Here is a 25,494-nt window from a genome sequence, read left to right on the forward strand (position 1 = left end):
GGCGGCTCAGCCCTGCCGCGGCCGCGCGCAGTCCGCGCAGGTCCCGAAGATCTCCACCGTGTGGGCCACGTTGACGAAACCGTGTTCCGCCGCGACGGCCTCCGCCCACGTCTCCACCGCCGGGCCCTCCACCTCCACCGCCTTGCCGCAGACGCGGCAGACCAGGTGGTGGTGGTGCTCGCCGCTGGAGCAGCGGCGGTAGACGGACTCGCCGTCGGAGGTGCGCAGCACGTCGACCTCGCCGGCGTCGGCGAGGGACTGGAGCGTGCGGTAGACCGTGGTGAGACCGACCGAGTCGCCCTTGTGCTTGAGCATGTCGTGCAGGTCCTGGGCGCTGCGGAACTCGTCGACCTCGTCGAGCGCCGCCGCGACGGCGGCGCGCTGCCGGGTGGAGCGGCCCTTCACGGGCGGTCCAGCGGTCGTCACGGGGTGCCTCCTCACGTCTGCGCCTGCCGGGCCATTGTGCCAGCCCGGCCCGCCCGTGGTCAGACGCCGACCGGGCCGTCGGCCCCCCGGCTGGCCGGAATCGTGCACTCTGCGGGGTCGCCCTCGGGCCGGGCGGCGGCGAGCGCACGGGCGCGCCGCCGGGCCAGCGGCGCGGCCAGCGCGGTCAGCGCCAGGAACGCCCCGATGGTCAGCAGCACGATCGTCGCGCCGGGCGGCACGTCCTGGTAGTACGAGGTGACCGTGCCGCCGATCGTCACGGTCACGCCGATGGCCACGGCGATCGCGAAGGTCGCCGCGAAGCTGCGGGTGAGCTGCTGGGCCGCCGCGACCGGCACCACCATCAGCGCGGACACCAGCAGCAGGCCGACCACCCGCATCGCGACGGTCACCGTGACCGCCGCTGTGACGGCCGTCAGCAGGTTCAGCGCCCGCACCGGCAGCCCGGTCACCCGCGCGAACTCCTCGTCCTGGCTGACCGCGAAGAGCTGGCGGCGCAGTCCCAGGGTGACCAGTACGACGAAGCCGGCGAGCAGGCAGATCGCCGTCACGTCGGACTGCGACACCGTCGACAGCGAGCCGAAGAGATACGACGTCAGGTTGGCGTTCGAGCCCGTCGGCGCGAGGTTGATGAACATCACGCCGCAGGCCATGCCGCCGTAGAAGAGCATCGCGAGGGCGATGTCGCCGCGGGTCCTGCCGTACCAGCGGATCAGCTCCATGAGGACCGCGCCGAGGACGGAGACGGCCGTCGCCATCCACACGGGCGAGGCGTTCAGCAGGACGCCGAGGCCGACGCCGGTCATGGCGACGTGGCCGAGACCGTCGCCCATCAGGGCCTGGCGGCGCTGGACGAGGTAGATGCCGACGGCGGGCGCGGTGACGCCGACCAGGACGGCGGCGAGCAGGGCCCGCTGGACGAAGGCGTAGTCGAGGAGTTCCATCAGCTCAGCAGTCCCGTGCGGATCGGTTCGGCGCCCGCCGGAGCGTGCGGGTGGACGTGGTCGTGGCCGGGCAGCGCGTGCTGGCCGACCGCCTGCGGGGGCGGGCCGTCGTGCAGGACGCAGCCGTCGCGCAGCACGACCGCCCGGTCGATCAGGGGCTCCACCGGGCCCAGTTCGTGCAGCACCAGCAGGACGGTGGTGCCCTGGGCGACCTGCTCGCCGAGGGTGTGCGCGAGCACCTCCTGGCTGGCCAGGTCGACGCCCGCCATCGGCTCGTCCATGATCAGCAGTTCGGGTTCGGAGGCCAGCGCCCGGGCGATCAGCACCCGCTGGTGCTGGCCGCCGGACAGGGCGTCGACGGAGTCCTTCGCCCGGTCCGCCATGCCGACCAGCTCCAGGGCCCGCCGCACGGCCGCGTGGTCGGCCTTGCGCAGCACGCCGAAGCGGGCCCGGGACAGCCGGCCCGAGGAGACGACCTCGGTGACCGTCGCGGGCACCCCGCTCGCGGCCGTGGTGCGCTGCGGTACGTAGCCCACCCGCCGCCAGTCGCGGAAGCGGGCGCGCGGGGTGCCGAACAGTTCGATCTCGCCGGCGCTGACCGGCACCTGGCCGATGACGCTGCGCACGGCCGTCGACTTGCCGGAGCCGTTGGCGCCGAGCAGCGCGACGACCTCGCCGCGGCGGACGGTGAGGTCGATGCCGCGCAGGACGGGACGCGCGCCCAGCTCGGCGCGGACGCCGCGCAGCGCTATGACGGCTTCGCTCATGGTTGCATCCTCCGTTGAGATCACTTGATCACTTGGCACCCAGCGCGGTTTGCAGCGCCTTGAGGTTCGCTTCCTGGACCGAGAAGTAGTCCGTGCCGCGGGACCGGTCCGTGATGCCCTCGATCGGGTCGAGGACGTCCGTGCGCAGCCCCGCGTCCTCGGCGATGGTCCGGGCGGTCCGGTCGGACACGAGCGTCTCGTAGAACACGGTGGTGACGCCGTCGGCCTTCGCCATCGTCTCCAGGTCCTTGACGCGGTTCACGCTCGGCTCGGACTCGGGGTCCAGGCCGGTGACGGCCTCCTCGGTGAGGCCGTAGCGCTCGGCGAGGTAGCCGAAGGCGGCGTGCGTGGTGATGAAGACCTTGGAGCCGGCGCCGGCCAGTCCCTCCCGGAACCTGGTGTCGAGCTCGCCGAGCTTCTCGACCAGGGCCGCGGTGTTCCTGCGGTAGTCGGCCGCGTGCTCCGGGTCTGCCTTCTCGAGGGCCGCGCCGACGCCCCGGGCGACCTCGGCGTACTTCACCGGGTCGAGCCAGATGTGCGGGTCCTTGCCGGCTTCCTCGTGGTCGTGGTCGTGGGTGTCGTGCTCGGCCGCGTGGCCGCCGACCTCGGTGCCGTGCTGCTCCAGCGTGGTCAGGGCGGCGGCGTCGATCTTCGTCCTCGCCTCGGACTGGGCGACGACCTCGTCCACGGTGGGCTGCAGGCCCTTGAGGTAGACCACCGCGTCGGCCTCCTCGATACGCACCCGCTGGCGGACGCTGACCTCCAAGTCGTGCGGTTCCTGGCCGGGCTTGGTGAGGCTGGTGACCTGCACGTGGCCGCCGCCGATCCGCTCGGCGAGAAAGGCCATCGGGTAGAACGACGCGACCACGTCCAATTTGCCCTCGGCGGCCGCGGCCGCCCTGTCGGTCGTGCACGCGGACAGGCCCGCGAGTCCGAGCGCGCAGGCCACGGCGATCGCGACCCCGGATATGTGCCGTCGTCGTACGTTCATGACACTCATTTTCAACAAACATGGAAACCGTTGTCAACAAGCGGGGCGGTGAGGGCCCGGTGAGCCCGGACGGCCCTCGGAAGCAGGCCCGATTTGATTGAGGGGGAGCCCACGCCGGTACCCTGAAGCATTCGCTGGAAGCTTCTCGCTTCGCCGCCCGTCGTCCTTATGAAGAGAGCACCGTGGCCGCCGACAAGATCGACACCATCGTCAGCCTGAGCAAGCGCCGTGGCTTCGTATTCCCCTGTAGTGAGATCTACGGCGGCCAGCGCGCCGCCTGGGACTACGGACCGCTGGGCGTCGAGCTCAAGGAGAACCTGAAGCGCCAGTGGTGGCGCTACATGGTGACGTCCCGCGAGGACGTGGTCGGTCTCGACTCGTCCGTGATCCTGGCCCCCGAGGTGTGGGTCGCCTCCGGTCACGTCGCCACGTTCACGGACCCGCTGACCGAGTGCACCTCGTGCCACAAGCGGTTCCGCGCCGACCACCTGGAGGAGCAGTACGAGGCCAAGCACGGCCGCCTCCCGGAGAACGGCCTCGCCGACCTGGGCTGCCCGCACTGCGGCAACAAGGGCACCTTCACCGAGCCCAAGCAGTTCTCGGGCCTGCTCTCCACCCACCTCGGCCCGACCCAGGACAGCGGCTCCGTCGCCTACCTGCGCCCCGAGACCGCCCAGGGCATCTTCACCAACTTCGCCCAGGTGCAGGTCGCCTCGCGCAAGAAGCCGCCGTTCGGCATCGCCCAGATGGGCAAGTCCTTCCGCAACGAGATCACGCCCGGCAACTTCATCTTCCGCACCCGCGAGTTCGAGCAGATGGAGATGGAGTTCTTCGTCAAGCCGGGCGAGGACGAGCAGTGGCAGGAGTACTGGATGGAGCAGCGCTGGAACTGGTACACCGGTCTCGGCCTGCGCGAGGAGAACATGCGGTGGTACGAGCACCCGCAGGAGAAGCTCTCCCACTACTCCAAGCGCACCGCCGACATCGAGTACCGCTTCCAGTTCGGCGGCAACGAGTGGGGTGAGCTGGAGGGCGTCGCCAACCGCACCGACTACGACCTCGGCGCGCACTCCAAGGCCTCCGGCCAGGACCTCGCCTACTACGACCAGGAGGCCGGCGAGCGCTGGACCCCCTACGTCATCGAGCCCGCCGCCGGTGTCGGCCGCGCCATGCTGGCCTTCCTCCTCGACGCCTACGTCGAGGACGAGGCCCCCAACGCCAAGGGCAAGATGGAGAAGCGCACGGTGCTGCGCCTCGACCACCGCCTCGCCCCGGTGAAGGCCGCGGTCCTGCCGCTGTCCCGCAACGCGGACCTGTCCCCGAAGGCCAAGGGTCTCGCCGCGGCGCTGCGCCAGCACTGGAACATCGAGTTCGACGACGCCGGCGCCATCGGCCGCCGCTACCGCCGCCAGGACGAGATCGGCACCCCGTTCTGCGTGACCGTCGACTTCGACACGCTGGACGACAACGCCGTGACCGTGCGCGAGCGCGACTCGATGAAGCAGGAGCGCGTCTCCCTGGACCAGATCGAGGGCTACCTCGCCGCCCGTCTGATCGGCTGCTAGGTCCCGCACGCCAGGTTCCCCGCACCCCGCCAGGGGTGCGGGGAACCGTCGTTCTCAGAGGTCCAGGTCCGCGTAGAGCGAGGCGTGGTCGGACGCCGCGTTGTTCTTCGAGTTCACCGTGTCGAAGGACTTGATGCCGTCCGCGAAGATGCCGCGGGTCTCCAGGCCGACGTGCTGCACCTCGGACCACAGCTCGGGGGCGAGCAGCAGATAGTCGAGCTTGTCCCGCTCGGCCTTGCAGTCTCCGTGCGTGCCGGGCAGGCCGCGATAGGAGCGGTGGCTCATGGCGTCCCGCAGCCCGGTGTCCTGGAGGGTCAGCACCGGATCGCTGTCCGGGTCGTCGTTGAGGTCCCCGGCGACGACGACGTGCGGGGTCCGCTCCAGAGCGGCCCGGTAGATCTCCGCGACCCGCTTCGCCTGGGCCAGTCGCAGCCAGGGGTTGTCCTGGAACTTGCTCTTCAGGTGGTTGCCGATGAGCACCAGGGGCGTCCCGTCGAGCTGGATCTCGAACTCGGGGCAGTCGCGGCTGAAGAGGCGCCGGTCGGGGTGTTCCGGGTCGGTGTCGAAGAGGTGGGACCGCACGGATGTGATCGGGTGCCGGCTGAGGATCCCGATGTCGATGCCCCGGGGGTCGTTGCCGTCGATCAGCAGGGCGTAGGGGTACGGGCGCCGGCCGAGCGCCCCCTCCAGCACCTGTGTGTTGAACCGCTCCAGGGTGAGGCGGTCCTCGACCTCCACGGTGAGCAGGATGTCGGCGTCGACCTCCGAGACCACCCGGCCGGTGTTGCGCACCACGTCCAGTTCGAGGTCGTCCTGCCCCAGTTCGGCCCAGCCGGCCCAGGCGGCACGACCGGAGGCGGTGACCTTGATACGAGGGTTCTCTTCCGACTCCGGCGGCTTGAACAGTCCGGAGTCCTTGCCCGGACGGGACTGGTTGACGTAGATCGGCGGCGGGTCCTCGGGGTCGATGTCGTACGCCCGGTGCTTCTCGATGAGACCGGCGATCTTCTTCTTGTCGTCGTCCGTGTACACCGGAAGGTCCAGGAGGGCGACCAGCGTGGCGAAGTCCTCGAGGACCTCCTTGCGCTCGGCGGGGTCCTTGGCGCGGAAGGCCGTGGGCCGGCGGAAGAGGTTCTCCATGTTGAAGGTGGCGATGCGGATGCTCATGGCAGCCTCCATGGCGGCGCGGAGAGCCGCTCGGCCGGCGGCAGGCGCCGCCGAGGTGACTGCGCACCGACATCTCTCATTGTCCTCGGGGTCCCCGCCCCGTCGACCGGACGGACCTCGGGCGACGGAGGGCGGGCGACACGACTGACAAATATTGAAATCTGTCATCTGTCATGCCAGGCTGGTGTGCATGACGATGCGCACCCGAACCCTCGGAACCACCGGCCCCCAGGTCTCCGCCCTCGGCCTCGGCTGCATGGGCATGTCCGCGCTGTACGGCGACGCGGACCGGACCGAGTCGATCGCCACGATCCACGCCGCCCTGGAGGCGGGCGTGACCCTGCTCGACACCGGCGACTTCTACGGCATGGGCCACAACGAGATGCTGCTCGGCGAGGCCCTGCGCTCCGCCCCCTCCGCCCGGCGCGAGCAGGCACTGGTCAGCGTGAAGTTCGGCGCCCTGCGCGGCCCGGACGGCGACTGGTCCGGCTACGACGGCCGCCCGGCCGCCGTCCGCAACTTCGCCGCGTACTCCCTCCAGCGCCTGGGCGTCGACCACATCGACGTCTACCGCATCGCCCGGCTCGACCCGGCCGTCCCCATCGAGGAGACCGTCGGCGCGATCGCCGAACTGATCGAGCAGGGCCACGTCCGGCACATCGGCCTCAGCGAGGTCGGCGCGCAGACCATCCGCAGGGCGGCGGCCACCGCGCCGATCGCCGACCTCCAGATCGAGTACTCGCTGATCTCCCGGGGCATCGAGGAGTCGATCCTGCCAACCACCCGTGAGCTGGGCATCGCCGTCACCGCGTACGGAGTGCTCTCGCGCGGTCTGATCTCCGGGCACTTCAGCGCCGACCGGCAGCTCGCGGCGAACGACTTCCGCGCCTTCTCGCCCCGCTTCCAGGGCGACAACCTCCGGCACAACCTGGGCCTGGTCGAGGCCCTGCGGAAGATCGCCGAGCAGAAGGGCGTCTCCGTCGCGCAGATCGCCATCGCCTGGGTGCTGGCCCGGGGCGAGGACATCGTGCCGCTGGTCGGGGCCCGCACCCGGGAGCGGCTCACGGAGTCGCTCGGCGCGCTGGACGTCCGGCTGGACGACGCCGACCTCGCCGCGATCGAGCAGGCCGTCCCGGCCGGTGCCGCCGCCGGCGACCGCTACGGGGCCGCCGCCCTGGCCCACCTCGACAGCGAGCGCTGACCACCCCCCTGGGTACGGTCTGAGGTATGGCACCCAGCACCGAGACCCTGACCGCCGAACGCATCCTGGAGGCGACCGAGGAGGTACTGCGCCGCCACGGCCCGGAGAAGGCGACCGTGGTGGACGTGGCCCGCGCGCTCGGCGTCAGCCACGGCAGCGTCTACCGCCACTTCCGCACCAAGGCCGCGCTGCGCGAGGCGGTCACCAAACGGTGGCTGGACCGCACCGCCGAGGGCCTCGCCGCGTTCGCGTACGGCCCCGGCGACCCCGAGGCCAGGCTGCGCGACTGGCTGCGCTCCCTGTTCGACGCCAAGCGCCGCAAGGCGGGCGGCGACCCGGAGCTGTTCGCCACGTACCAGGTGCTGGCCGCCGAGAGCGCCGAGGCGGTCGCCGCGCACATCGCCGACCTGACCGGTCAGCTGACCCGGATCGTCGAGGAGGGGGTCGGGACCGGGGCCTTCGCCGTCCCCGACCCGGCCGCCGCCGCCCGCGCCGTCTTCCAGGCCTCCGGCCGCTTCCACGACCCGGGGTACGCCCGGGTGTGGACCCGGCCGGAGGCGCAGGCGGACTTCGCTTCGCTGGTGGACCTGCTGGTGCGCGGCCTGCGCGGGTGACCGCCGGCCGGTGACTACCGCCCGGTCGCCGTGCACCGCCAGAAGTCCCGCATCAGCGGCGTGGGCGTGGGACCGGTCATCGCCACCTGGGTCAGCAGCACGGTGACCGTGCCCGTCGCCGGGACGAGATGGGCCGTGGTGCCGGTGCCGCCGACCCAGCCGTAGCGGCCGGGCACGTTCCACGGGTCGACGGGGGCGACGTCGACCTGGCCGCCGTAGCCCCAGCCCTGGCCCTCCAGGAAGAGGGCGCCGGCCTCGCGCTGCCCCGCGGTCAGGTGGTTGGTCGTCATCCGGCTCACCGAGGTGGGGGAGAGCAGCCGGCGGCCGTTCGCCTCGCCGCCCGCCAGCAGCATCCGGGCGAAGGCCAGCCAGTCGTCGGCCGTGGAGGCGAGCCCGCCGCCGCCGGACGGGAACGCGGGCATCCGGCTCCACGCGCCGTCCGGGGTGTCCGCCAGGACGAGGGTGCCGTCCGGACCGGGCCGGTAGGCCGTGGTGAAGCGGTGGCGCCGGTCGGCCGGGACCTTGAACGCCGTGTCCCGCATCCCCAGCGGCTCGAAGAGCCGCTCCGCCAGGAAGTCCGGCAGCGTGCCGCCCGAGGCACGGGCGACCAGCACGCCCTGGAGGTCGGAGCAGGTGTGGTACAGCCAGGCCTCGCCCGGCTGGTGCAGCAGCGGCACCCCGGCGAGCGCGGCCGTCCAGGCGTCCGGGGGCGGGCACTCCTGCGGGAAGCGGCCGTCCTTCTGCACCTCGGACAGCGCCCGGACCGCGGGCAGCGAGAAGTCCGCGGGGAAACCCCAGCCCGCCCGGAAGCTCAGCAGGTCCTCGACCGTGATGGGGCGGGCGGCGGGCACCACGTCCTCGACGGGGCTCGCCGGGGTGCGCACCGCCATCGGCGAGGACAGTTCCGGCAGCCACTTCTCGACGGGGGAGTCCAGGCCGATCCGGCCGTCCTCCACCAGCATCAGCACCGCCGCCGCCGTGAGCGGCTTGGTGACCGAGGCGATACGGAAGATCGAGTCACGGGCCATCGGGGCGGTGCCCTCGGCGTCCGCGGAGCCGACCGTCACCACCTCGACGTCGTCGCCGCGGGCCACCAGCCCGACGGCACCGGGCACCGTCCCGTTCTCGACGTACCTTCGCAGGGTGTCGTGCAGAGCGCTCATGGCAGGCCTTCCGACGGGGACGGGAGCGTCGTAGGGGTACGACTGCCCGTGCGCCGGGAAGTCATCGCGACGTCCGCGCCTCCGTGGGGTCGACCGTGGCCTGGTGGGCCTCGGCCAGGTGCTCCTGCGCCTTCAGCCAGGGCAGGAACTGCGTGCTCTGCCGCCAGCCGCACGTGTCGCAGCTGATCGTGCGCTGCACGCCCGAGCGCCGCACCGTGACCACGTGCTCACGTCCGTGCTGGTCCCAGCGGGTCACCTTGCTCGTGTTGATCGGCACGACGCCTCCAGTGGTCCCGGCCGGGCGAATTCCGGCCCGCAAGGAGTGTGCAGCATGACCAACATCAACAGGGGTTCTTCACGGCGAGTTGGCCAAGCCGTGCCCTCCCCCTGGAGCCTGTCCGTCTAGGCGCGGCCGCCCGCGCCCACCACGTCCGGCAGCTCCACGGCCTCCAGCCGCTCGGCCGTCCGCTCGGCGGTGCGCCGGGCCCACCGGCCGCTGGTCAGCACGCCCAGCGCCAGTACGACGAAGCCGCACCCGGCGAGGATCCACCACGCGGGCCGCGCGGCCGACACGAACACCTGCGCGTACGGCGACGCGCCCACGCCCGAGGCCAGCACCGCCCCGACCACCGCGACGCCGAGCGTCTGGCCGAGCTGGCGGCTGGTGGAGGCCACGGCGGCGGCCACGCCGGCCTGGCTGCGCGGCATGCCGGACACCGCGGTGTTGGTGATGGGCGCGTTGACGAAGCCGAAGCCGATGCCGAACAGGACGTATCCGGCGAACAGCGTGACGTTCGACGTCTCCGCCTCGAAGGCCGCGAACAGCACCCCGCTCGCCGTCATCGTCAGGCCCGCGATCAGCAGCGGCAGTCGGGGGCCACGGCTGCCCACGAGCCGTCCGGACAGCGGCGCGCACAGGAACATCGGCACCGCCGTCGGCAGCATCCACAGGCCCGCGTGCAGGGCGTCGAGGCCGCGTACGTTCTGGAGGTACAGGGTCGACAGGAACAGGAAGCCGCCGAGCGCGGCGAACGCGCTGACCGCGACGACCGTGGCCCCGCTGAACGGCGCCGACCGGAAGAAGCGCAGGTCGATGAGGGGTTCGGCGCGCCGGGGCTCGTACCACAGCAACCCGGCCAGCGCCGCGAGGGCCAGCAGCGCGAACGGCAGGACCGAGCCGGCGCCCGCGGCCGGCGCCTCGATGATCGCGTACGTCAGCGAGCCGAACAGCGCGATCACCAGCAACTGGCCGACGGGGTCGGGGCGGCGGGCCTTCGGCGCGCGGGACTCGGGGACGAAGCGCAGGGTCAGCAGCAGCGCGGCGAGCCCGACGGGCAGGTTGACCCAGAAGATCGCCCGCCAGCCGTCCGACTCCACCAGCAGTCCGCCCACCAGGGGGCCGGCCGCCATGGAGATGCCGACGACGGCACCCCAGACGCCGATCGCCCGGGCCCGCTCGCGCGGGGCCGTGAAGGTGTTGGTGATGATCGACATGGCGACCGGGTTGAGCATGGAGCCGCCGACGGCCTGGATCATCCGGAACACGATCAGCAGGTCGAGGCTGGGTGCCAGGGAACACAGCAGCGAGCCGGCGGAGAACACGGTCAGGCCCGCCATGAAGACCTTCTTGCGGCCGATCCGGTCGGCCGTGGAGCCGGCGAGCATCAGCAGCGAGGCCAGCACCAGGGTGTAGGCGTCGATCGTCCATTGCAGGCCGGAGGTCTCGGCGTGGAGTTCGCGCTGCATCGACGGCAGGGCGACGTTCAGGGCGGTGACGTCCAGGCTCACGATCAGCAGGCTCATGCAGCAGATCGCGAGGACGAGTTGGCGTCGCCGGGGGCTGAGCTCGGGCATGCGTTCCATCGTACGCCGACTTCAATAGTGCGTCTAACTAATTACCGATACACGATCTTCACCGGGGAACGACGAGGCACGACGGCCGATACGCGACAATGGGGTAATGCCCACGCCCGCATCCCCCTTGCAGATCGGCCCGCACACCGTCCGGCCGCCCGTCGTGCTGGCCCCCATGGCCGGCATCACCAACGCGCCCTTCCGCACCCTGTGCAGGGAGTTCAGCGGCGGCAAGGGGCTGTTCGTGAGCGAGATGATCACCACCCGGGCGCTGGTCGAGCGCAACGAGAAGACCATGCAGCTGATCCACTTCGACGCGACCGAGAAGCCGCGCTCGATCCAGCTGTACGGCGTCGACCCGGCCACCGTCGGCAAGGCCGTCCGCATGATCGCGGAGGAGGACCTCGCCGACCACATCGACCTGAACTTCGGCTGCCCGGTCCCCAAGGTGACGCGCAAGGGCGGCGGCTCCGCCCTGCCCTACAAGCGCAACCTGCTGCGCTCGATCCTGCGCGAGGCGGTCAGCGGCGCCGGGGACCTCCCCGTCACCATGAAGATGCGCAAGGGCATCGACGACGACCACATCACCTACCTCGACGCCGGACGGATCGCGGTCGAGGAGGGCGTGACCTCCATCGCGCTGCACGGCCGCACCGCCGCCCAGCACTACGGCGGCACGGCCGACTGGGAGGCCATCGCGCGCCTCAAGGAGCACGTGCCGGAGATCCCGGTGCTCGGCAACGGCGACATCTGGTCGGCCGAGGACGCGCTGCGGATGGTGCGAGAGACGGGCTGCGACGGCGTGGTCGTGGGCCGCGGCTGCCTCGGCCGCCCGTGGCTGTTCGCCGACCTGGTGGCCGCCTTCGAGGGGCGGACCGACGACATCGCGCGCCCCTCCCTGCGCCAGGTCGCCGACGTCATGGTGCGCCACGCCACCCTGCTCGGCGAGTGGATCGGCGACGAGTCCCGCGGGGTCGTCGACTTCCGCAAGCACGTCGCCTGGTACCTCAAGGGCTTCTCGGTGGGCTCCGAGATGCGCAAGCGGCTCGCCATCACGTCCTCCCTGGAGGAGCTGCGGGCCGGGCTGGACGAGCTGGACCTCGACCAGCCCTGGCCGGCCGGCGCCGACGGGCCCCGCGGCCGTACGTCCGGCAACAACCGGGTGGTGCTGCCGGACGGCTGGCTGAAGGACCCCTACGACTGCGCGGGCGTCGGCGAGGACGCGGAGCTGGACACCTCCGGGGGCTGATCAGCTCCCGGAGGGGTGCGGGGTCGAGCCGTACGCGGTCAGGAACCGGTCGCGGAACAGGTTCATCTTCCACACCGGCGCGTCGTGCGCGGGACGCAGACCGTCCGTCCAGTTCCAGTCGGCGATCCTGTCGAGGACCTTCGGGTCCTTGGCGACGATCGAGATCGGCACGTCACGGCTGGCGTGGTTGCCGCTGACCCGGGCGATCGGCTGGTGGTCGCCGAGGAAGACCAGCACGGTGTCGTCGGTGCCGTAGCGCTCCAGCCACTGGGTGAGGGCGGTCACCGAGTACTGGACGGACTTGCCGTACTCCTCCCGGGACCGGCTGGAGTCGGCGATGATGTCCGCCGGGTCGTTGCCCGCCTTCTCGATCCCCTCGAAGAGCGAGCCGTCGCCGAGGGTGTCCCAGTCGACCATCTTCGGGATGGGCGCCCACGGCTGGTGGCTGGAGGTCAGGATGATCTCCGACATCAGCGGTTTGTCGCGCTTCTTGCTGTGCTCCAGCCGCTGGAACGCCTCCAGCGCGTACTGGTCGGGCATGGTGGACCAGCTGAACTTCGGGCCCTGGTAGCCCATCTGGAAGGCGTTGTAGACCTTGTCGAGGCCGTAGTACTGCTGCTCCGGCCAGCCCTTCTGGATGCCGGGCATGACACCGACGGTGTCCCAGGCGCCGGTCTTCTTGAAGGCCTTGGTGAGGCTGAGGTGGTCGCTGCTCATGACGGTCCGGTAGCGCTGCTGGTTGTCGATCCACAGGCCCGACAGGGTGCTGGAGTGGCCGAGCCAGCTGCTGCCGCCGTAGGTCGCCGAGGTCAGCCAGCCGCTCTTGGCGTGGAAGCCCGCCTTCGCCAGCTCCGCGGTGCTGTCCGCGAGCGTCCGGTCGACGCCGGGCGCCATGATCGGGTCCTCGATCGCGCTGCGGCCGTAGCTCTCGATGAACGTGAAGATCATGTCCTTGCCGCGCAGGTCCGGCACGAGCTGGTCGGCCGGGGTGTTGCCGAAGGTGTCCTTGCCGGCCTCCTTCCGGAACGCCGCCTCGTCGTGCAGGGTCTGCTGCACCGTGTCCACCTGGAACTGGACGACGCCGGCCGTGTGCTGCGCGGCGATGGGCACGCCCGCGACCTCCAGGCCGAGGGCGGTGCAGGTGATCCAGACGGTGCCGACCAGGAGCGTGGCCCGGGTCGCCCGGGTGCGGTGCCGGTCCAGCAGGTTGCCCAGCCGGACCAGGGCCAGCGAGACCAGGACGAGCAGGAGGACCACCGCGACGACGACACCGACGGTGAGGGCCAGGGTGACCGTCCCGCCGAGCGAGTCCTTCAGATACGACTGGGCGTCGTCGAGCAGGCCCCAGTCGAGAATGATGTTGAAGCGCCGGCCGAGGTAGTCGTTGTACCCCATGTCCAGCATGTTCAGCACGGTCAGGGCACCGAGCAGCGCCCCGAGGACCGCGGACACCACCAGGCGCGCCCGGCGCGGCAGGCTCAGCAGCACGACGGCCACCATCACCGCCTCGGCGGGCAGCCGCAGGAACTCCTGGAGCTGCAGGGTCGAGAGCGTGCTCGGCATCTGGAGGCAGACGTGGACGAGGAGCGCGGCGAGGACGGTGGTGGTGACGGAGAGCCCCCGGGAGACGGCCGGGTGCCGGGCCCGCCAGCCCCGCCAGCGCCCGCGGATCCCGGAGCGGGCGGCCGGTGCGGCGGGGGTGTCCTCGACGGCTGCTTCGGCCTCGGCTTCGGCCTCGGCCTTGGTGTCGGCGTCGACCTCGGTCTCGGTGTCGGCCTCGGGCTGGGTGGTTGCCTCGGTCTCGGCCTTGGTGTCGGCGTCGGCCTTGGTGTCGGCCTCGGGCTGGGTGGTTGTCTCGGTCTTGGTCTCGGTGTCGGCGTCGGCCTTGGTGTCGGCCTCGGGCTGGGTGGTTGTCTCGGTCTTGGTCTCGGCGTCGGCGTCCGTCCCGGTCCCGGTCCCGGCGTCGGTCTCGGGTACGGCTTCGACCGCGGTCACGGTCTCGGCGTCGTCGGCCGCCGTCGGTTCGCTCTCCTCGGCCGCTTCCCCGTCCTGCCCACCGGCTCCGGTGTCGGTGTCGGTGTCCGTGTCGGCTCCGGGGCCGGCGTTCCGCCCGGCCCCGGACTCCGCCGTCGCCTCGCCCTCGCCCGCTGCTCCGGTGGTCGCCGGTTCCGCGTCCCCGGCCGGTTTCGCCGGGGACGGGACCCGTCGCGCGGGCTCGCTCTCCGCCGTCGCGGGCGACCCCTCGTCGCTGTCCGGGGTCAGGAGCTCGCCCGCGGCAGCGCCTGCCGCGTCCGGTTCCTGACGGGTGCTCGTGTGCTGGGACAACGGAGGTCCTTCCGTGCGAGGCGCGTGAGGGAGCGGCGGGCCGTGGTGGGGAGGCCGGGCCCGCCGTCATCCCGTACGGTCTGTCCTCGGTGTCCGTTCACGAGCCAGGGCAAACACCCGGCAAACGCCTCGTCAACATCCCGCAGGGCGGTCGCTACGCACCACCGACCGCGGTGAGCAGGGCGAGCGGGGCCGCCGCCGACCGGGACTCCCGTACACACGCGTGCGGGTAGGGGACCGGCTCCCGGTGGCTGTCGCGGCCGTAGCCCGCGAGGACCTCGGGGAGCCGGTGCCCGGTCGCGGTGGCCGCGTCCACCAGGCCGTGGGCGACCGTACGGGCCTCGTCGTGCAGTCCGTAGCGGGCCAGACCCAGGGTGATCAGCGCGTTGTCGTGCGGCCAGACGGAGCCGCGGTGGTACGACAGGGGGTGGTACGCGGGCTGCCCGGAGGCGAGGGTGCGTACGCCCCAGCCGGAGAAGAAGTCCGGTTCGAGCAGCCGCCGGCCGACGGCCTTCCCGTACTCCTTGTCCAGCAGGCCCGACCACAGCAGATGTCCGGCGTCCGAGGCCAGCGCGTCGACCTGACGGCCCTCGCCGTCCAGGGCCAGCGCCGGGAAGGAGTGCTCGGGCATCCAGAAGTCCCGCTGGAAGCGGTCGCGCAGATCGGCGGCCGCCTGTTCCAGCAGGGCCGCGTAGACCTCGTCCGACCAGGCCGTGCGCGCGACCCAGGCCGTACGGCGCAGGGCGTCGTAGGCGTATCCCTGGGCCCCGGCCGCAAGCACCGTGCCGCGGGCGCGGGTGCCGTCGGCGTGACAGATGGCCCCGGGGGAGTCCTTCCAGTTCTGGTTGGCCAGGCCGCCCTGGTCGGCGCGGTAGACGAGGTAGCCGCGGGAGGTCAGTCCGCCGTGGTCCAGCATCCAGCCGACCGCCGCGCGGGCGTGCGACTCCAGACGCCGGGCCAGGGCGGTGTCCCCGGTGTGCTCGACGTACGCGCCGAGCAGGACGAGGAACAGCGGCGTCGCGTCGACCGAACCGTAGTAGCGGCCGTACGGGACCTGCCCGAAGTGGGCCAGTTCGCCGTGCCGCAGCTCGTGCACGATCTTGCCGGGCTGCGACACCGACGTCACCGCGGTGTCCGTTGCCTGGGCCGCGGCGAGCGCCGGGAGCGTGGCGGCGGCGAGCTGGGGGCGGTAGGGCAGGGCGAACAGCGAGGTCAGCAGGGCGTCGCGGCCGAGCAGGGCCAGGAACCAGGGGGCGCCCGCCGCGGGCACCCGCAGCTCCTCGCCGTCCGGGCCGGTCGCCGGCACCTGGAGCGCGGCGAGGTCGGCCAGGCCCCGGGCGCACGCCGCCGCCAGCTCCGGCCAGCCGGTCGGGAAGGCCACGCCCTCCACGAAGGTGCCCTCCAGGGCGAGGAGCTGCTCGGTGAGGGCGGCGGGCGAGCGCGGCACCCGCAGGGCCCGCTTCTCACCGTGCGGCCGGGCCATCACCCGCAGGGTCAGTTCGGCCGTGCCGTGCGGTTCCAGCTCCAGGGTCCACACCAGCCGCCGGGCGCCGGTGCCGGTCTCCTCGACGCCGTCGGGCACGGGCTCGGCCGTCACCGTCGTGGAGGAACGCCACTCCCCGCGCCGGTAGGTGAACTCCACCCCGTCGTCGAGGACCTGCCGGGAGCGGGTCGCGCCGGCCTTGGCGTAGGTGCGGTGGTCGGAGCGCAGTTCGAACTGGTCGGTGAAGTCGGCGTCCGCGGTGACCGCCAGCCGGACCGTGGTGGGCACCGGACGGTTGCTGGTGACCCGCAGCGTCTCGACGAACGAGCCGTCGCCCACGGCCTGTTCACGGAAGAGCGTGTACGCGGGCGTGTCGGCGCGCCCGCCGCGCGGCACCAGGACACAGCGCGCGGTGTCCCCGTCCGCGACCGGCGACAGCGCCTCCGGCACCGCGCCGTCGACCGTGAGCTGCCAGCGGCTGAGGTGCCGGGCGTCGCGCAGGAACAGCCCGTCGGGGGAGCCGCCGCGTACGCCGCTGATGTCCCCACCGTCACCCACGACGGCGAACGTGCCGCCGTACACGAGCAGATGAAGCCGGTCCGTCATCCTCGGTCCCCTCCCTTGTCCCTCATGTCGAACGTGCCGATGCCCGGGCCGGACACGCCGTGCCCGAAGGGCTCGTGGAGCAGGTCGAGCGTGAGCGCCGCGGTCCAGCTGAAGCCGGTCGCGCCGCACGCCTCGCCGGTGTACGGGTCCACGTACTCCGCGAACCCGGTCGCGTCGGCGGTCTCCAGGGCCGCCGTGCGCAGCGCCTCGGCCCGCGGCTGTTCGCCGTGCAGCCGCAGCCCGCGCTCCAGCAGCCAGGCGGTGTTGAACCAGGCGGGCCCCCGCCAGTAGCGGTGCGGGTCGAAGGCCTCGCCGAGCAGGTCGTAGCTCGGGACCAGCCGGGTGCTGTCGCCCAGTCCGAAGTGGGGACCGCCGAGGGTGCGCACGAGCGCGGTGACGATGTCGCGCGGCAGGCCGGGCAGCAGCAGCGGGACCAGGCCGGAGACGCTGCGCTCGGGGATCGGGCGGCCGGCGCGGACGTCCCGGCAGAGGAACATGCCCCGGTCCGGGTCCCACAGCCGTTCCACCAGCGCCGCCGTCAGCCGCTGCGCGCGGGCGCGGCGGGCGGCGCCGGTCGCGCCGAGCTCGTGCGCGATGCGCGCCAGCGCGAACTCGGAGGCGATCAGCAGGGCGTTGAAGGCCGGGTCCTCCACGGCGAAGGCGCCGTTCCCCCGGCCGCCCCCGGATTCGGCCGGGGCGCCCGGGTTGTCGTCGTACCCCCGGTCCCGGTAGTCCGTCGCCAGCCGCACGTACCGCCCGTAGTCCAGGTCCGTGGGCCGGTCCCCGGCGGCGCCGTGGTCGAGGTCGGCACGGCGGAAGGAGCGGGCCGGGGCCGGGGTGATCCGGGCGAGCGGGTCGTCCCAGCAGGGGCTGTTGTCCATGCCCTGCTCCCAGGGGTGGACGACGGACGCGAGCCCGCCCCCGCCCAGGTCCCGGCGGTGCAGGAGGTAGCGGTGCCAGGCCGCCAGCCGCGGGTGCAGCCGGGTCAGGAAGCCGCGCGCCCGGGACAGCACCGGGTCGGCACAGTGCACCAGCCACGCGGCCAGCGCGTGCACCGGTGGCTGCACGATGCCGGAGGTCTGTACGGTGCGCGGGGCGCCCGCGGTGCGCCCCGCGGTCGAGGAGCGCCAGAAGTCGGGGCTGGGGAAGTACGCGTCGAGCGGTACGGAGGGGTTGAAGACGATGTGCGGGACCCGCCCGTCGTCCCACTGGGCGGCCAGCAGCGTCTCCAGCTCCCGCTGGGCCCGCAGTGGCGAGACGTGCCGCAGGCCGATCGCGATGAACGCGGAGTCCCAGGACCACTGGTGCGGGTACAGGCTGTGCGAGGGCACCGTGGATGTTCCCGTCCAGTTGCCTTCCAGCACGTGCGCGGCTCTGAGGTGCAGCGGACCCGCCGCGGCCGGCGGATCGTATGCAACGGCCCGACCCGTCGGACGGGGGCGGGCGCTCAGCTGGGCGGTGCGATCCACTCGGGGCTCCCCGAAGACGTTGGGCGGACCGGTTCGGTAGTGGCTACCGTAGAGTTACGTCTATTTAACACGCAAAACTCAATATGTAATGCAGGCTTGAGAAACACAAGGGGGTGGGCATGACCGGACGTCCGGGCAGAGCGGGAAGGGCCACCAGGGCGGGGAGCCAGGCGAGCGCCGGCGACCTGCTCGAACTGGTGCGCACGGGCCGGGCCACCACGCGCGGAGCCCTCCAGCAGGTGACCGGACTCTCCCGGGCCACCGTCGGCCAGCGCCTCGACCGGCTCTTCCGCGCGGGCTGGCTGCGCGAGGGCGCGGGCGGTCCCGTGGACTCGCCGCTGGGCGGCCGTCCCTCCATCACCCTGGAGTTCGACGACGCCCACGCGGTCGTCCTCGCCGGGGACCTCGACACCCGGCACGCGCGCGCCGCCGTCCTCACGCTCACCGGCGAGATACTCGCCGAGCACTCGGGCACGCTGGTCGTCGAGGACGGCCCGGACGCCGTCCTGGGCGAACTGGGCGGGTGGTTCGCCCGACTGCTGGAGAAGGCGGGGCACGCGCCCGGCGAGGTCTGCGGCATCGGGCTCGCGGTGCCGGGCCCGGTCGACACCGGGACCGGCCGGGTGGTCCAGCCGCCGATCATGCCCGGCTGGGACGGGTACGACATACGCGGCCGGCTCTCCCGCGCCCTGACCGAGCACACCGGCGCCCCGCGCGTGCCGGTCCTCGTCGACAACGACGCCAACCTCATGGCCTACGGCGAACAGCGCACCGGACACCCGGACTGCTCCGCGTTCATGCTGGTCAAGGTGTCGACCGGCATCGGCGCGGGGATGGTGGTGGACGGCTCCGTCTACCGCGGGATCGACGGGGGCGCCGGCGACATCGGGCACATCCGGGTGGGCGCGGACGCGCTGTGCCGGTGCGGGTCCCGCGGCTGTCTGGCCGCGGTCGCCAGCGGTGGCGCGGTGGCCCGCAGGCTCGCCGAGGCCGGAGTGCCGGCCGCGTCCGGCTCGGACGTGCGCGACCTGCTCGCGGCCGGGCACCCCGAGGCCGCGGCGCTGGCCCGTGAGGCCGGGCGCAGCGTCGGGGACGTGCTGGCGACCGTCGTGACGCTGTTCAACCCCGGCGTGCTGATGATCGCCGGGGATCTGGCCGGAACCCCCTTCCTCACCGGGGTGCGGGAACTGCTGTACCAGCGGGCGCTGCCGCGCTCCACGGCCCGGCTGGACGTGGTGACCTCGGCGCTCGGCGAACGGGCCGGGCTGGTGGGCGCCGCCGCGATGGTCGTGGAGCACCTGTACGCGCCCGAACGGGTGGAGGAACGACTGCTGGCGCTCGGCGTGTGAGGCGGATGGTGCGAGGCGGGTCGTGTGAGACGGACGGCAGGTGCGGCGGATGGTGCGTGGAGCGGATGACGAGGGTGTTTCGCGTCCGGACGCCCGTCCGCATGGTGAAAACCGGTCGCCTGTGAAAGCGTGATTCTCGCCACCCTTGATAAGGGTTGCGCTCACATGAGCGAATCTTGGGCGACTGCACTTCTCCAAGGGGTGGCACTCAGTGCCACCCCTTGATCGTTCATCGATCGAAATCAGACGTGACGAGAGATGCTCACATGAGCGATATGGTCTGCCTATGGCCCATGTTGTGTTCAAGAAGTGAAAACATCCACTGCTTGACGCTTGCCAAGCTTTGACTTTCGATCCGCTGGCGGACGTCGAGTTACAGGCGCATGACGCACAAGTGGACGTACCCAGACGCCTTCGATCTGGGTATGTTCCTGCCCGTCAGGGCAGCCACCGCGTCCTCGAGGAGTCGAGACCCGTGTCGGAAAACAAAGAACCCCAGGTAGCCGAGGACGCCACCAGCGTTGAGGCCGTGAAGTTCGTCTACGACTTCACCGAGGGCAACAAGGACCTCAAAGACCTCCTCGGCGGCAAGGGCGCCAACCTCGCCGAGATGACCAACCTGGGCCTTCCGGTCCCCCCGGGCTTCACGATCACCACCGAGGCCTGCAAGACCTACCTCGACAGTGGCGAGGAACCCGCGGCACTGCGTGACGAGGTGAGTGCACACCTCGAAGCGCTCGAGACGGCCATGGGCAAGAAGCTCGGCCAGGCCGACGACCCGCTCCTGGTGTCGGTCCGCTCCGGGGCGAAGTTCTCCATGCCCGGCATGATGGACACCGTCCTGAACATCGGCCTCTCCGACAAGTCGGTGCAGGGCCTCGCCCAGCAGGCCGGCGACGAGCGGTTCGCCTGGGACTCCTACCGCCGCCTCATCCAGATGTTCGGCAAGACGGTCCTCGGCGTCGACGGGGAGCTCTTCGAGGACGCGCTGGACAAGGCCAAGGAGGCCAAGAAGGTCACGGTCGACACCGAGCTGGAGGCCGCGGACCTGAAGAAGCTGGTCACCCGGTTCAAGCGGATCGTCAAGACCGAGGCCGGCCGGGACTTCCCGCAGGACCCGCGCGAGCAGATGGACCTCGCCATCAAGGCGGTCTTCGACTCCTGGAACGGCGACCGCGCCAAGCTCTACCGCCGCCAGGAGCGCATCCCGCACGACCTGGGCACCGCCGTCAACGTCTGCTCGATGGTCTTCGGCAACCTCGGCCCCGACTCCGGCACCGGTGTCGCCTTCACCCGCGACCCCGCCTCCGGCCACCAGGGCGTCTACGGCGACTACCTCCAGAACGCCCAGGGCGAGGACGTCGTCGCCGGTATCCGCAACACGGTCCCGCTCGCCGAGCTGGAGTCGATCGACAAGAAGTCGTACGACCAGCTCATGCAGATCATGGAGACCCTGGAGAACCACTACAAGGATCTCTGCGACATCGAGTTCACCATCGAGCGCGGCCAGCTGTGGATGCTCCAGACCCGCGTCGGCAAGCGCACCGCGGGCGCGGCCTTCCGCATCGCCACCCAGCTCGTGGACCAGGGCCTCATCGACGAGACCGAGGCGCTCCAGCGGGTCACCGGCGCACAGCTCGCCCAGCTGATGTTCCCGCGCTTCGACGAGAACGCGAAGGCCGCGCAGGTCGGCCGGGGCATCGCCGCCTCGCCGGGCGCGGCGGTCGGCAAGGCCGTCTTCGACTCGTACACCGCCGTCAAGTGGTCCCGCTCCGGCGAGAAGGTCATCCTGGTCCGCCGCGAGACCAACCCCGACGACCTCGACGGCATGATCGCGGCCGAGGGCATCCTCACCTCGCGCGGCGGCAAGACCTCCCACGCGGCCGTCGTCGCCCGCGGCATGGGCAAGACCTGCGTGTGCGGCGCCGAGGAGCTGGAGGTCGACACCAAGCGCCGCCGGATGACGGTCCCCGGCGGACACGTCGTCGAGGAGGGAGACGTCATCTCCATCGACGGCTCCAGCGGCAAGGTGTACCTCGGCGAGGTGCCCGTCGTCCCCTCCCCGGTCGTGGAGTACTTCGAGGGCCGGATGCACGCGGGCGCCGACGACGCCGACGAGCTGGTCGAGGCCGTGCACCGGATCATGGCGTTCGCCGACCGCAAGCGCCGGCTGCGGGTGCGCGCCAACGCCGACAACGCCGAGGACGCGCTGCGCGCCCGCCGCTTCGGCGCCCAGGGCATCGGCCTGTGCCGCACCGAGCACATGTTCCTCGGCGACCGGCGCGAGCTGGTGGAGCGGCTGATCCTGGCCGACACGGACGCCGAGCGCGAGGATTCCCTGAAGGAACTGCTCCCGCTCCAGAAGCAGGACTTCGTCGAGCTGTTCGAGGCGATGGACGGCCTCCCGGTGACGATCCGTCTGCTGGACCCGCCGCTGCACGAGTTCCTGCCCGACATCACCGAGCTGTCGGTGCGCGTCGCGCTCGCCGAGGCCCGCAAGGACCCGCACGAGAACGAGCTGCGCCTGCTCCAGGCCGTCCACCGGCTGCACGAGCAGAACCCGATGCTGGGCCTGCGCGGCGTGCGTCTCGGCCTGGTCATCCCCGGCCTGTTCACCATGCAGGTACGGGCCATCGCCGAGGCGGCCGCCGAGCGCAGGAACGCCAAGGGCGACCCGCGCGCCGAGATCATGATCCCGCTGGTCGGCACGGTCCAGGAGCTGGAGATCGTCCGCGAGGAGGCCGACCAGGTCATCGCCGAGGTGCAGGCAGCCACCGGCGTCGAGCTGAAGCTGGCCATCGGCACGATGATCGAGCTCCCGCGCGCCGCGCTGACCGCCGGTCAGATCGCCGAGGCGGCGGAGTTCTTCTCCTTCGGCACGAACGACCTCACCCAGACGGTGTGGGGCTTCAGCCGGGACGACGTGGAGGCCTCCTTCTTCACGGCCTACCTGGAGAAGGGCATCTTCGGCGTCAGCCCCTTCGAGACGATCGACAAGGACGGCGTCGGCTCCCTGGTGAAGTCCGCCGCGAAGGCCGGCCGCGCGACGCGCCCCGACCTCAAGCTCGGCGTCTGCGGCGAGCACGGCGGCGACCCGGAGTCGGTCCACTTCTTCCACGAGGTCGGACTCGACTACGTCTCCTGCTCCCCGTTCCGCATCCCGGTGGCCCGCCTGGAGGCGGGCCGCGCGGCCACCCAGTCGGCGGGCAGCGACCACCGCTGATCCCACCCCGGATCCGGGCCCGCCGCCCGTCCCCGACCCTCACCGATGAGCGGCGGACCCGGTGTTCTAAAAAGAAGGGGCGACACCCTGTGCGGGGGTGCCGCCCCTTCGGGCATGCTCTGCGGCGACTGTCAAGGTATGCATCTGACCAGGGGAAACGGTGTTGGTCGGGGTTGGCTGCCGTTGACCCCGTGCGAGGCCGTTGTGCCCTCGTTGTGCCCTCCGGGCGCGGCTGGGCTCCCTCCGTAGCTCTGTCCGCATCGGGCACAATTCGAAGAAGTGATGCCTTGAGCCGGTCACGTGGGCGGTTTGGTATCAAGGTCGCTCTGACCGGTAGGGGTGCCGTTGTTGTTGGTTGCCGTCGGTCGTTCTTGGCTGACCTGGGACGGCCCACCGACGGCCCGGCTTCGGAGCTCCAGGAGGACCGGCCGGCAGATCTACAGGGTCGCGCGGCCTACGGCTTACCGAGCCCCACGTCTGTCCCGCAGACCCCTCACGCTTCGGGCTCGGAGAGGAACCCCAAAGTTCCCGCCCATAAAACGCGCACCCAGGGCGTAGCCGCCAGGAAGACAGGCGAGACGGGGAGGGGTGCACGCCTACCGAAGAGCTCCTGTGCCGTCTACAGCGTAGGCGCCGGGGGCTACGGAAAGAAGATATCCCTGCCCTACTGCGATCAGTTGGCGGGCAGGCCAATTTTCTTATGAAGCTCCGCAGATCAAACCTGCAAAGAATGACATATGTTGGGTCCCGTGAAGCTCGCGCTTGAGATAAATAAACGGTCTGAGCAAGGTCCAAACCCTCACGGTCGTGACGCTGGATGTCCCGATCGCTATCTTCCAGTCGCAGGCTCGGTATGCAACCAGCTTCCTTGGCCTCGAACTTTCGTGACGGACCGTTGGTTTCTCTGGCGGGCCGTTTCGATTGTTCGGGCTGATCGCGAGTGGGCCGATGGCCCGGCTGTCGCGTCGGGTGGGCGCCGGGTTCCACGGCTCCGGTCGCGCGGGCAGCTCGGATGCTGTCCTCGGCCCGCGCCCGCAGGGGGTGGCGGAGTTCGTGCTCGGCCATGGGTCAGCCGGTGGTGTCGGTGGCGAAGCCCGTGGTCCGCATGCCGTCGACATCCGTGATTGTCAACTGGGCGCCGGGGTGGGGTCGTTCCTTGCCGACGATCAGCGGCATGCCCTTCAGTCAGCCGTCGAGCATGTTGCCGGCGAGTTCGGCGACCCAGGCTCCATCGCGGATCTCTCCGTCGGGCTCGACAGCCGGCGTCCATGCCGCGGGCGGCGCCTTGAGTACGACCTGGTGGATTGCGTCGGTGATGGTCATGCCGACCGAATACGGCAGCCACCGGCCACTTTTCGTGAGCCAGGAGACGAACTCGTGGGTGCCGCCCGCGGAGTCGGTGCGGATCAGCGTCCGACGCCTGCGCCGATAGGACTTGGGTAGCTGGGTCAGAGCCGGTCGGGTGGCGGCGATGTGATCGGCGGCGGTGTTGCTGCCCGCGTTCCCGGGGCCTGAGCAGAGCGGCCACCGGCTCGTCCGACCCGCCAGTCGCGTGGTCGACGAAGCCCATCAGTGGGTGGTGGCCGAAGGTCCTTGGAGGCCGCGGAGGTTGAGCTGGACCGGCGGGTGATCACGCCGTCCTCCGTTGCATGGGTCAGCACAGAGTGCCGCAGCTGGTGAAGCGTCAACTTTTCCCCGATCGCCGCCACGCTGTGTTCCTTGAACAGCTCGGCAGCCCTTCGGCACGGCGGACGCGCCCGCATATGGGCCGACTGCTCCGATTCGCGGTCAGGCGCGCCCGGAACGCTTCGCCAGTAGCAGTAGCATCCGCGTGTCTGACCAGCGTTTCAGCGTGCACATGGCGGAGATAGCACGCAGACTGGTAGGAGCTTGCGTGCCTAAAAGTCCGTCGCGAAGCGTGCCCTTCAGCATGTCGCCGGCATTGTCAAATCGAGCGTCACGCAAGAGCCATGCTGGATCAACGCCACGGTTGCGGCGGACCTCCCACACTGCTGGAGGTGACCCTGCCTCCAGCGTTTGAAAAGGAGATTTCATGGCGACGAGTATCCGGAGACGAATCCTGCACATCGTCGGCGCGTCTTGCACCGCTGTACTGCTCGCTGGAGCGGTGGGTGTGACGAGCGCCGAGGCGGCGTCTCAGACAACGAAGGCTACGGCGGAATCGTCGAGCGCGGCACCCGACCTGGTTTGCAAACGAGGTTTTGTCGTTGTTCGCACTGCGCAAGGCCGCCTTGTGTGCGGGGCAGCGACACCGAAAAGGGTCATCGTAGTTCAGCAACCAGGCGCCAGAGTTCAGCGGCTGACGCGCATCATAGTCGTGCCGAGTAGCAGTAGCAGTAGTAGTAGTAGCAGCAGCAGTAGCAGCAGTAGCAGCAGTAGCAGCAGTAGTAGTAGCAGCAGTAGTAGTAGCAGTGCCCCGGCTCCGGCGCCTGCGCCTGCTCCGGCTCCGGCCCCGGCTCCGGCTCCTGCGCCTGCGCCTGCTCCGGCTCCTGCTCCGGCGCCTGCCCCGGCTCCGGCGCCTGCTCCGGCTCCTGCTCCGGCGCCTGCCCCGGCTCCGGCGCCTGCTCCGGCGCCTGCTCCGGCGCCTGCTCCGGCTCCTGCTCCGGCGCCTGCTCCTGCGCCTGCTCCTGCGCCTGCCCCGGCTCCGGCGCCTGCTCCGGCTCCGGCGCCTGCTCCGGCGCCTGCTCCGGCGCCTGCTCCGGCTCCGGCTCCTGCGCCTGCTCCGGCTCCTGCGCCTGCGCCTGCCCCGGCTCCTGCCCCGGCTCCGGCTCCTGCTCCGGCTCCTGCCCCGGCTCCGGCTCCTGCTCCGGCTCCGGCTCCGGCGCCTGCGCCTGCCCCGGCTCCGGCGCCTGCCCCGGCGCCTGCGCCTGCGCCTGCCCCGGCACCGGCGCCTGCCCCGGCGCCTGCGCCTGCGCCTGCCCCGGCACCTGCGCCTGCTCCGGCTCCTGCTCCTGCCCCGGCACCTGCGCCTGCTCCGGCTCCTGCTCCTGCTCCGGCTCCGGCTCCTGCGCCTGCGCCTGCCCCGGCTCCGGCGCCTGCTCCGGCGCCTGCTCCGGCTC

Annotated in this window: 18 protein-coding genes and 1 pseudogene; 6 read left to right on the forward strand and 13 right to left on the reverse strand. The window is 71.4% G+C overall.

Annotated features, from left to right (window positions below; all coding sequences use genetic code 11):
• Positions 1–6: 6 nt before the first annotated feature.
• From ACWC24_RS02070 to ACWC24_RS02085, 4 genes are read right to left on the reverse strand one after another with little or no spacing between them, the layout of a single operon-like run.
• Entirely contained in the window at positions 7–426 is a 420-nt protein-coding gene (locus tag ACWC24_RS02070) for a Fur family transcriptional regulator (RefSeq protein ID WP_450660877.1), read from the reverse strand.
• A 59-nt stretch (positions 427–485) separates the two neighbouring features.
• Positions 486–1,388, reverse strand: coding sequence for a metal ABC transporter permease (locus ACWC24_RS02075; RefSeq protein WP_450660878.1), 903 nt, complete (start codon positions 1,386–1,388; stop codon positions 486–488).
• Positions 1,388–2,155, reverse strand: a complete 768-nt coding sequence (locus ACWC24_RS02080; protein WP_450660879.1) for a metal ABC transporter ATP-binding protein — start codon at positions 2,153–2,155, stop codon at positions 1,388–1,390. The genes ACWC24_RS02075 and ACWC24_RS02080 overlap by 1 nt, the downstream gene beginning before the upstream one ends.
• A 28-nt stretch (positions 2,156–2,183) precedes the next feature.
• Positions 2,184–3,146 carry a metal ABC transporter substrate-binding protein gene (locus tag ACWC24_RS02085; protein WP_450660880.1) on the reverse strand — a complete coding sequence of 321 codons (963 nt, stop codon included), beginning with the start codon at positions 3,144–3,146 and terminating at the stop codon, positions 2,184–2,186.
• Positions 3,147–3,328: 182 nt separating this feature from the next.
• Here ACWC24_RS02085 and ACWC24_RS02090 point away from each other — a divergent pair, with 182 nt between their 5' ends.
• A complete protein-coding gene (locus tag ACWC24_RS02090; protein ID WP_450660881.1) occupies positions 3,329–4,711 on the forward strand; it encodes a glycine--tRNA ligase in 1,383 nt (460 codons plus the stop codon).
• 54 nt (positions 4,712–4,765) lie between these two features.
• Here ACWC24_RS02090 and ACWC24_RS02095 read toward each other — a convergent pair whose 3' ends face one another.
• Positions 4,766–5,878: an endonuclease/exonuclease/phosphatase family protein gene (locus ACWC24_RS02095; RefSeq protein ID WP_450660882.1), complete on the reverse strand. Its 1,113-nt coding sequence runs from the start codon at positions 5,876–5,878 to the stop codon at positions 4,766–4,768.
• A 190-nt stretch (positions 5,879–6,068) separates the two neighbouring features.
• On the opposite strand from ACWC24_RS02095, the gene ACWC24_RS02100 reads away from it, so the two are divergent.
• On the forward strand, positions 6,069–7,079 hold the full coding sequence (locus ACWC24_RS02100; RefSeq protein WP_450660883.1) for an aldo/keto reductase: 1,011 nt from the start codon (positions 6,069–6,071) through the stop codon (positions 7,077–7,079).
• 26 nt (positions 7,080–7,105) lie between these two features.
• On the forward strand, positions 7,106–7,693 hold the full coding sequence (locus ACWC24_RS02105; protein ID WP_450660884.1) for a TetR family transcriptional regulator: 588 nt from the start codon (positions 7,106–7,108) through the stop codon (positions 7,691–7,693).
• A gap of 14 nt (positions 7,694–7,707) precedes the next feature.
• On the opposite strand, the gene ACWC24_RS02110 is transcribed toward ACWC24_RS02105, so the two are convergent.
• The 3 genes from ACWC24_RS02110 to ACWC24_RS02120 form a co-directional block, all read right to left on the reverse strand.
• A complete protein-coding gene (locus tag ACWC24_RS02110) occupies positions 7,708–8,856 on the reverse strand; it encodes a serine hydrolase domain-containing protein (RefSeq protein ID WP_450660885.1) in 1,149 nt (382 codons plus the stop codon).
• A gap of 61 nt (positions 8,857–8,917) precedes the next feature.
• Positions 8,918–9,133, reverse strand: coding sequence for a hypothetical protein (locus ACWC24_RS02115; protein ID WP_450660886.1), 216 nt, complete (start codon positions 9,131–9,133; stop codon positions 8,918–8,920).
• 125 nt (positions 9,134–9,258) lie between these two features.
• Positions 9,259–10,710 carry an MFS transporter gene (locus ACWC24_RS02120; protein WP_450660887.1) on the reverse strand — a complete coding sequence of 484 codons (1,452 nt, stop codon included), beginning with the start codon at positions 10,708–10,710 and terminating at the stop codon, positions 9,259–9,261.
• A 106-nt stretch (positions 10,711–10,816) separates the two neighbouring features.
• Here ACWC24_RS02120 and dusB point away from each other — a divergent pair, with 106 nt between their 5' ends.
• A complete protein-coding gene (gene dusB, locus ACWC24_RS02125) occupies positions 10,817–11,959 on the forward strand; it encodes a tRNA dihydrouridine synthase DusB (RefSeq protein ID WP_450660888.1) in 1,143 nt (380 codons plus the stop codon).
• Here dusB and ACWC24_RS02130 read toward each other — a convergent pair whose 3' ends face one another.
• From ACWC24_RS02130 to ACWC24_RS02140, 3 genes are all read right to left on the reverse strand, one after another.
• Positions 11,960–13,522: a CDP-alcohol phosphatidyltransferase gene (locus tag ACWC24_RS02130; protein ID WP_450661045.1), complete on the reverse strand. Its 1,563-nt coding sequence runs from the start codon at positions 13,520–13,522 to the stop codon at positions 11,960–11,962.
• A 916-nt stretch (positions 13,523–14,438) separates the two neighbouring features.
• A complete protein-coding gene (locus ACWC24_RS02135) occupies positions 14,439–16,373 on the reverse strand; it encodes an amylo-alpha-1,6-glucosidase (protein ID WP_450660889.1) in 1,935 nt (644 codons plus the stop codon).
• Entirely contained in the window at positions 16,370–17,842 is a 1,473-nt protein-coding gene (locus ACWC24_RS02140; protein ID WP_450660890.1) for an MGH1-like glycoside hydrolase domain-containing protein, read from the reverse strand. Before ACWC24_RS02140 ends, ACWC24_RS02135 begins: the two co-directional genes overlap by 4 nt.
• Positions 17,843–17,961: 119 nt before the next feature.
• Between ACWC24_RS02140 and ACWC24_RS02145 the strand changes: the two genes are divergently transcribed.
• Together ACWC24_RS02145 and ppdK are read left to right on the forward strand one after the other, a co-directional pair.
• A complete protein-coding gene (locus ACWC24_RS02145; protein ID WP_450660891.1) occupies positions 17,962–19,191 on the forward strand; it encodes an ROK family protein in 1,230 nt (409 codons plus the stop codon).
• Between the two features lie 475 nt (positions 19,192–19,666).
• A complete protein-coding gene (ppdK, locus tag ACWC24_RS02150) occupies positions 19,667–22,414 on the forward strand; it encodes a pyruvate, phosphate dikinase (RefSeq protein WP_450660892.1) in 2,748 nt (915 codons plus the stop codon).
• A gap of 957 nt (positions 22,415–23,371) precedes the next feature.
• Here the strand turns inward: ppdK and ACWC24_RS02155 are convergent.
• Positions 23,372–24,008, reverse strand: a pseudogene (locus ACWC24_RS02155) (transposase); the annotation flags it as partial.
• 736 nt (positions 24,009–24,744) lie between these two features.
• The gene (locus ACWC24_RS02160; protein WP_450660893.1) at positions 24,745–25,398 is read right to left on the reverse strand and encodes a hypothetical protein; all 654 of its coding nucleotides are present in this window, start codon (positions 25,396–25,398) and stop codon (positions 24,745–24,747) included.
• Positions 25,399–25,494 lie beyond the last annotated feature (96 nt).

This window comes from Streptomyces sp. NPDC001443, from assembly GCF_053597355.1.

What these genes read in the sequence shown, in the direction of transcription:
- ACWC24_RS02075 (WP_450660878.1), bottom strand. Translation starts at nt 1,388, where the DNA reads ATGGAACTCCTCGACTACGCCTTCGTCCAGCGGGCCCTGCTCGCCGCC.
- ACWC24_RS02080 (WP_450660879.1), bottom strand. Translation starts at nt 2,155, where the DNA reads ATGAGCGAAGCCGTCATAGCGCTGCGCGGCGTCCGCGCCGAGCTGGGC.
- ACWC24_RS02085 (WP_450660880.1), bottom strand. Translation starts at nt 3,146, where the DNA reads ATGAACGTACGACGACGGCACATATCCGGGGTCGCGATCGCCGTGGCC.
- ACWC24_RS02095 (WP_450660882.1), bottom strand. Translation starts at nt 5,878, where the DNA reads ATGAGCATCCGCATCGCCACCTTCAACATGGAGAACCTCTTCCGCCGG.
- ACWC24_RS02100 (WP_450660883.1), top strand. Translation starts at nt 6,069, where the DNA reads ATGACGATGCGCACCCGAACCCTCGGAACCACCGGCCCCCAGGTCTCC.
- ACWC24_RS02105 (WP_450660884.1), top strand. Translation starts at nt 7,106, where the DNA reads ATGGCACCCAGCACCGAGACCCTGACCGCCGAACGCATCCTGGAGGCG.
- ACWC24_RS02110 (WP_450660885.1), bottom strand. Translation starts at nt 8,856, where the DNA reads ATGAGCGCTCTGCACGACACCCTGCGAAGGTACGTCGAGAACGGGACG.
- ACWC24_RS02120 (WP_450660887.1), bottom strand. Translation starts at nt 10,710, where the DNA reads ATGCCCGAGCTCAGCCCCCGGCGACGCCAACTCGTCCTCGCGATCTGC.
- dusB (WP_450660888.1), top strand. Translation starts at nt 10,817, where the DNA reads ATGCCCACGCCCGCATCCCCCTTGCAGATCGGCCCGCACACCGTCCGG.
- ACWC24_RS02130 (WP_450661045.1), bottom strand. Translation starts at nt 13,522, where the DNA reads ATGCCGAGCACGCTCTCGACCCTGCAGCTCCAGGAGTTCCTGCGGCTG.
- ACWC24_RS02135 (WP_450660889.1), bottom strand. Translation starts at nt 16,373, where the DNA reads ATGACGGACCGGCTTCATCTGCTCGTGTACGGCGGCACGTTCGCCGTC.
- ACWC24_RS02145 (WP_450660891.1), top strand. Translation starts at nt 17,962, where the DNA reads ATGACCGGACGTCCGGGCAGAGCGGGAAGGGCCACCAGGGCGGGGAGC.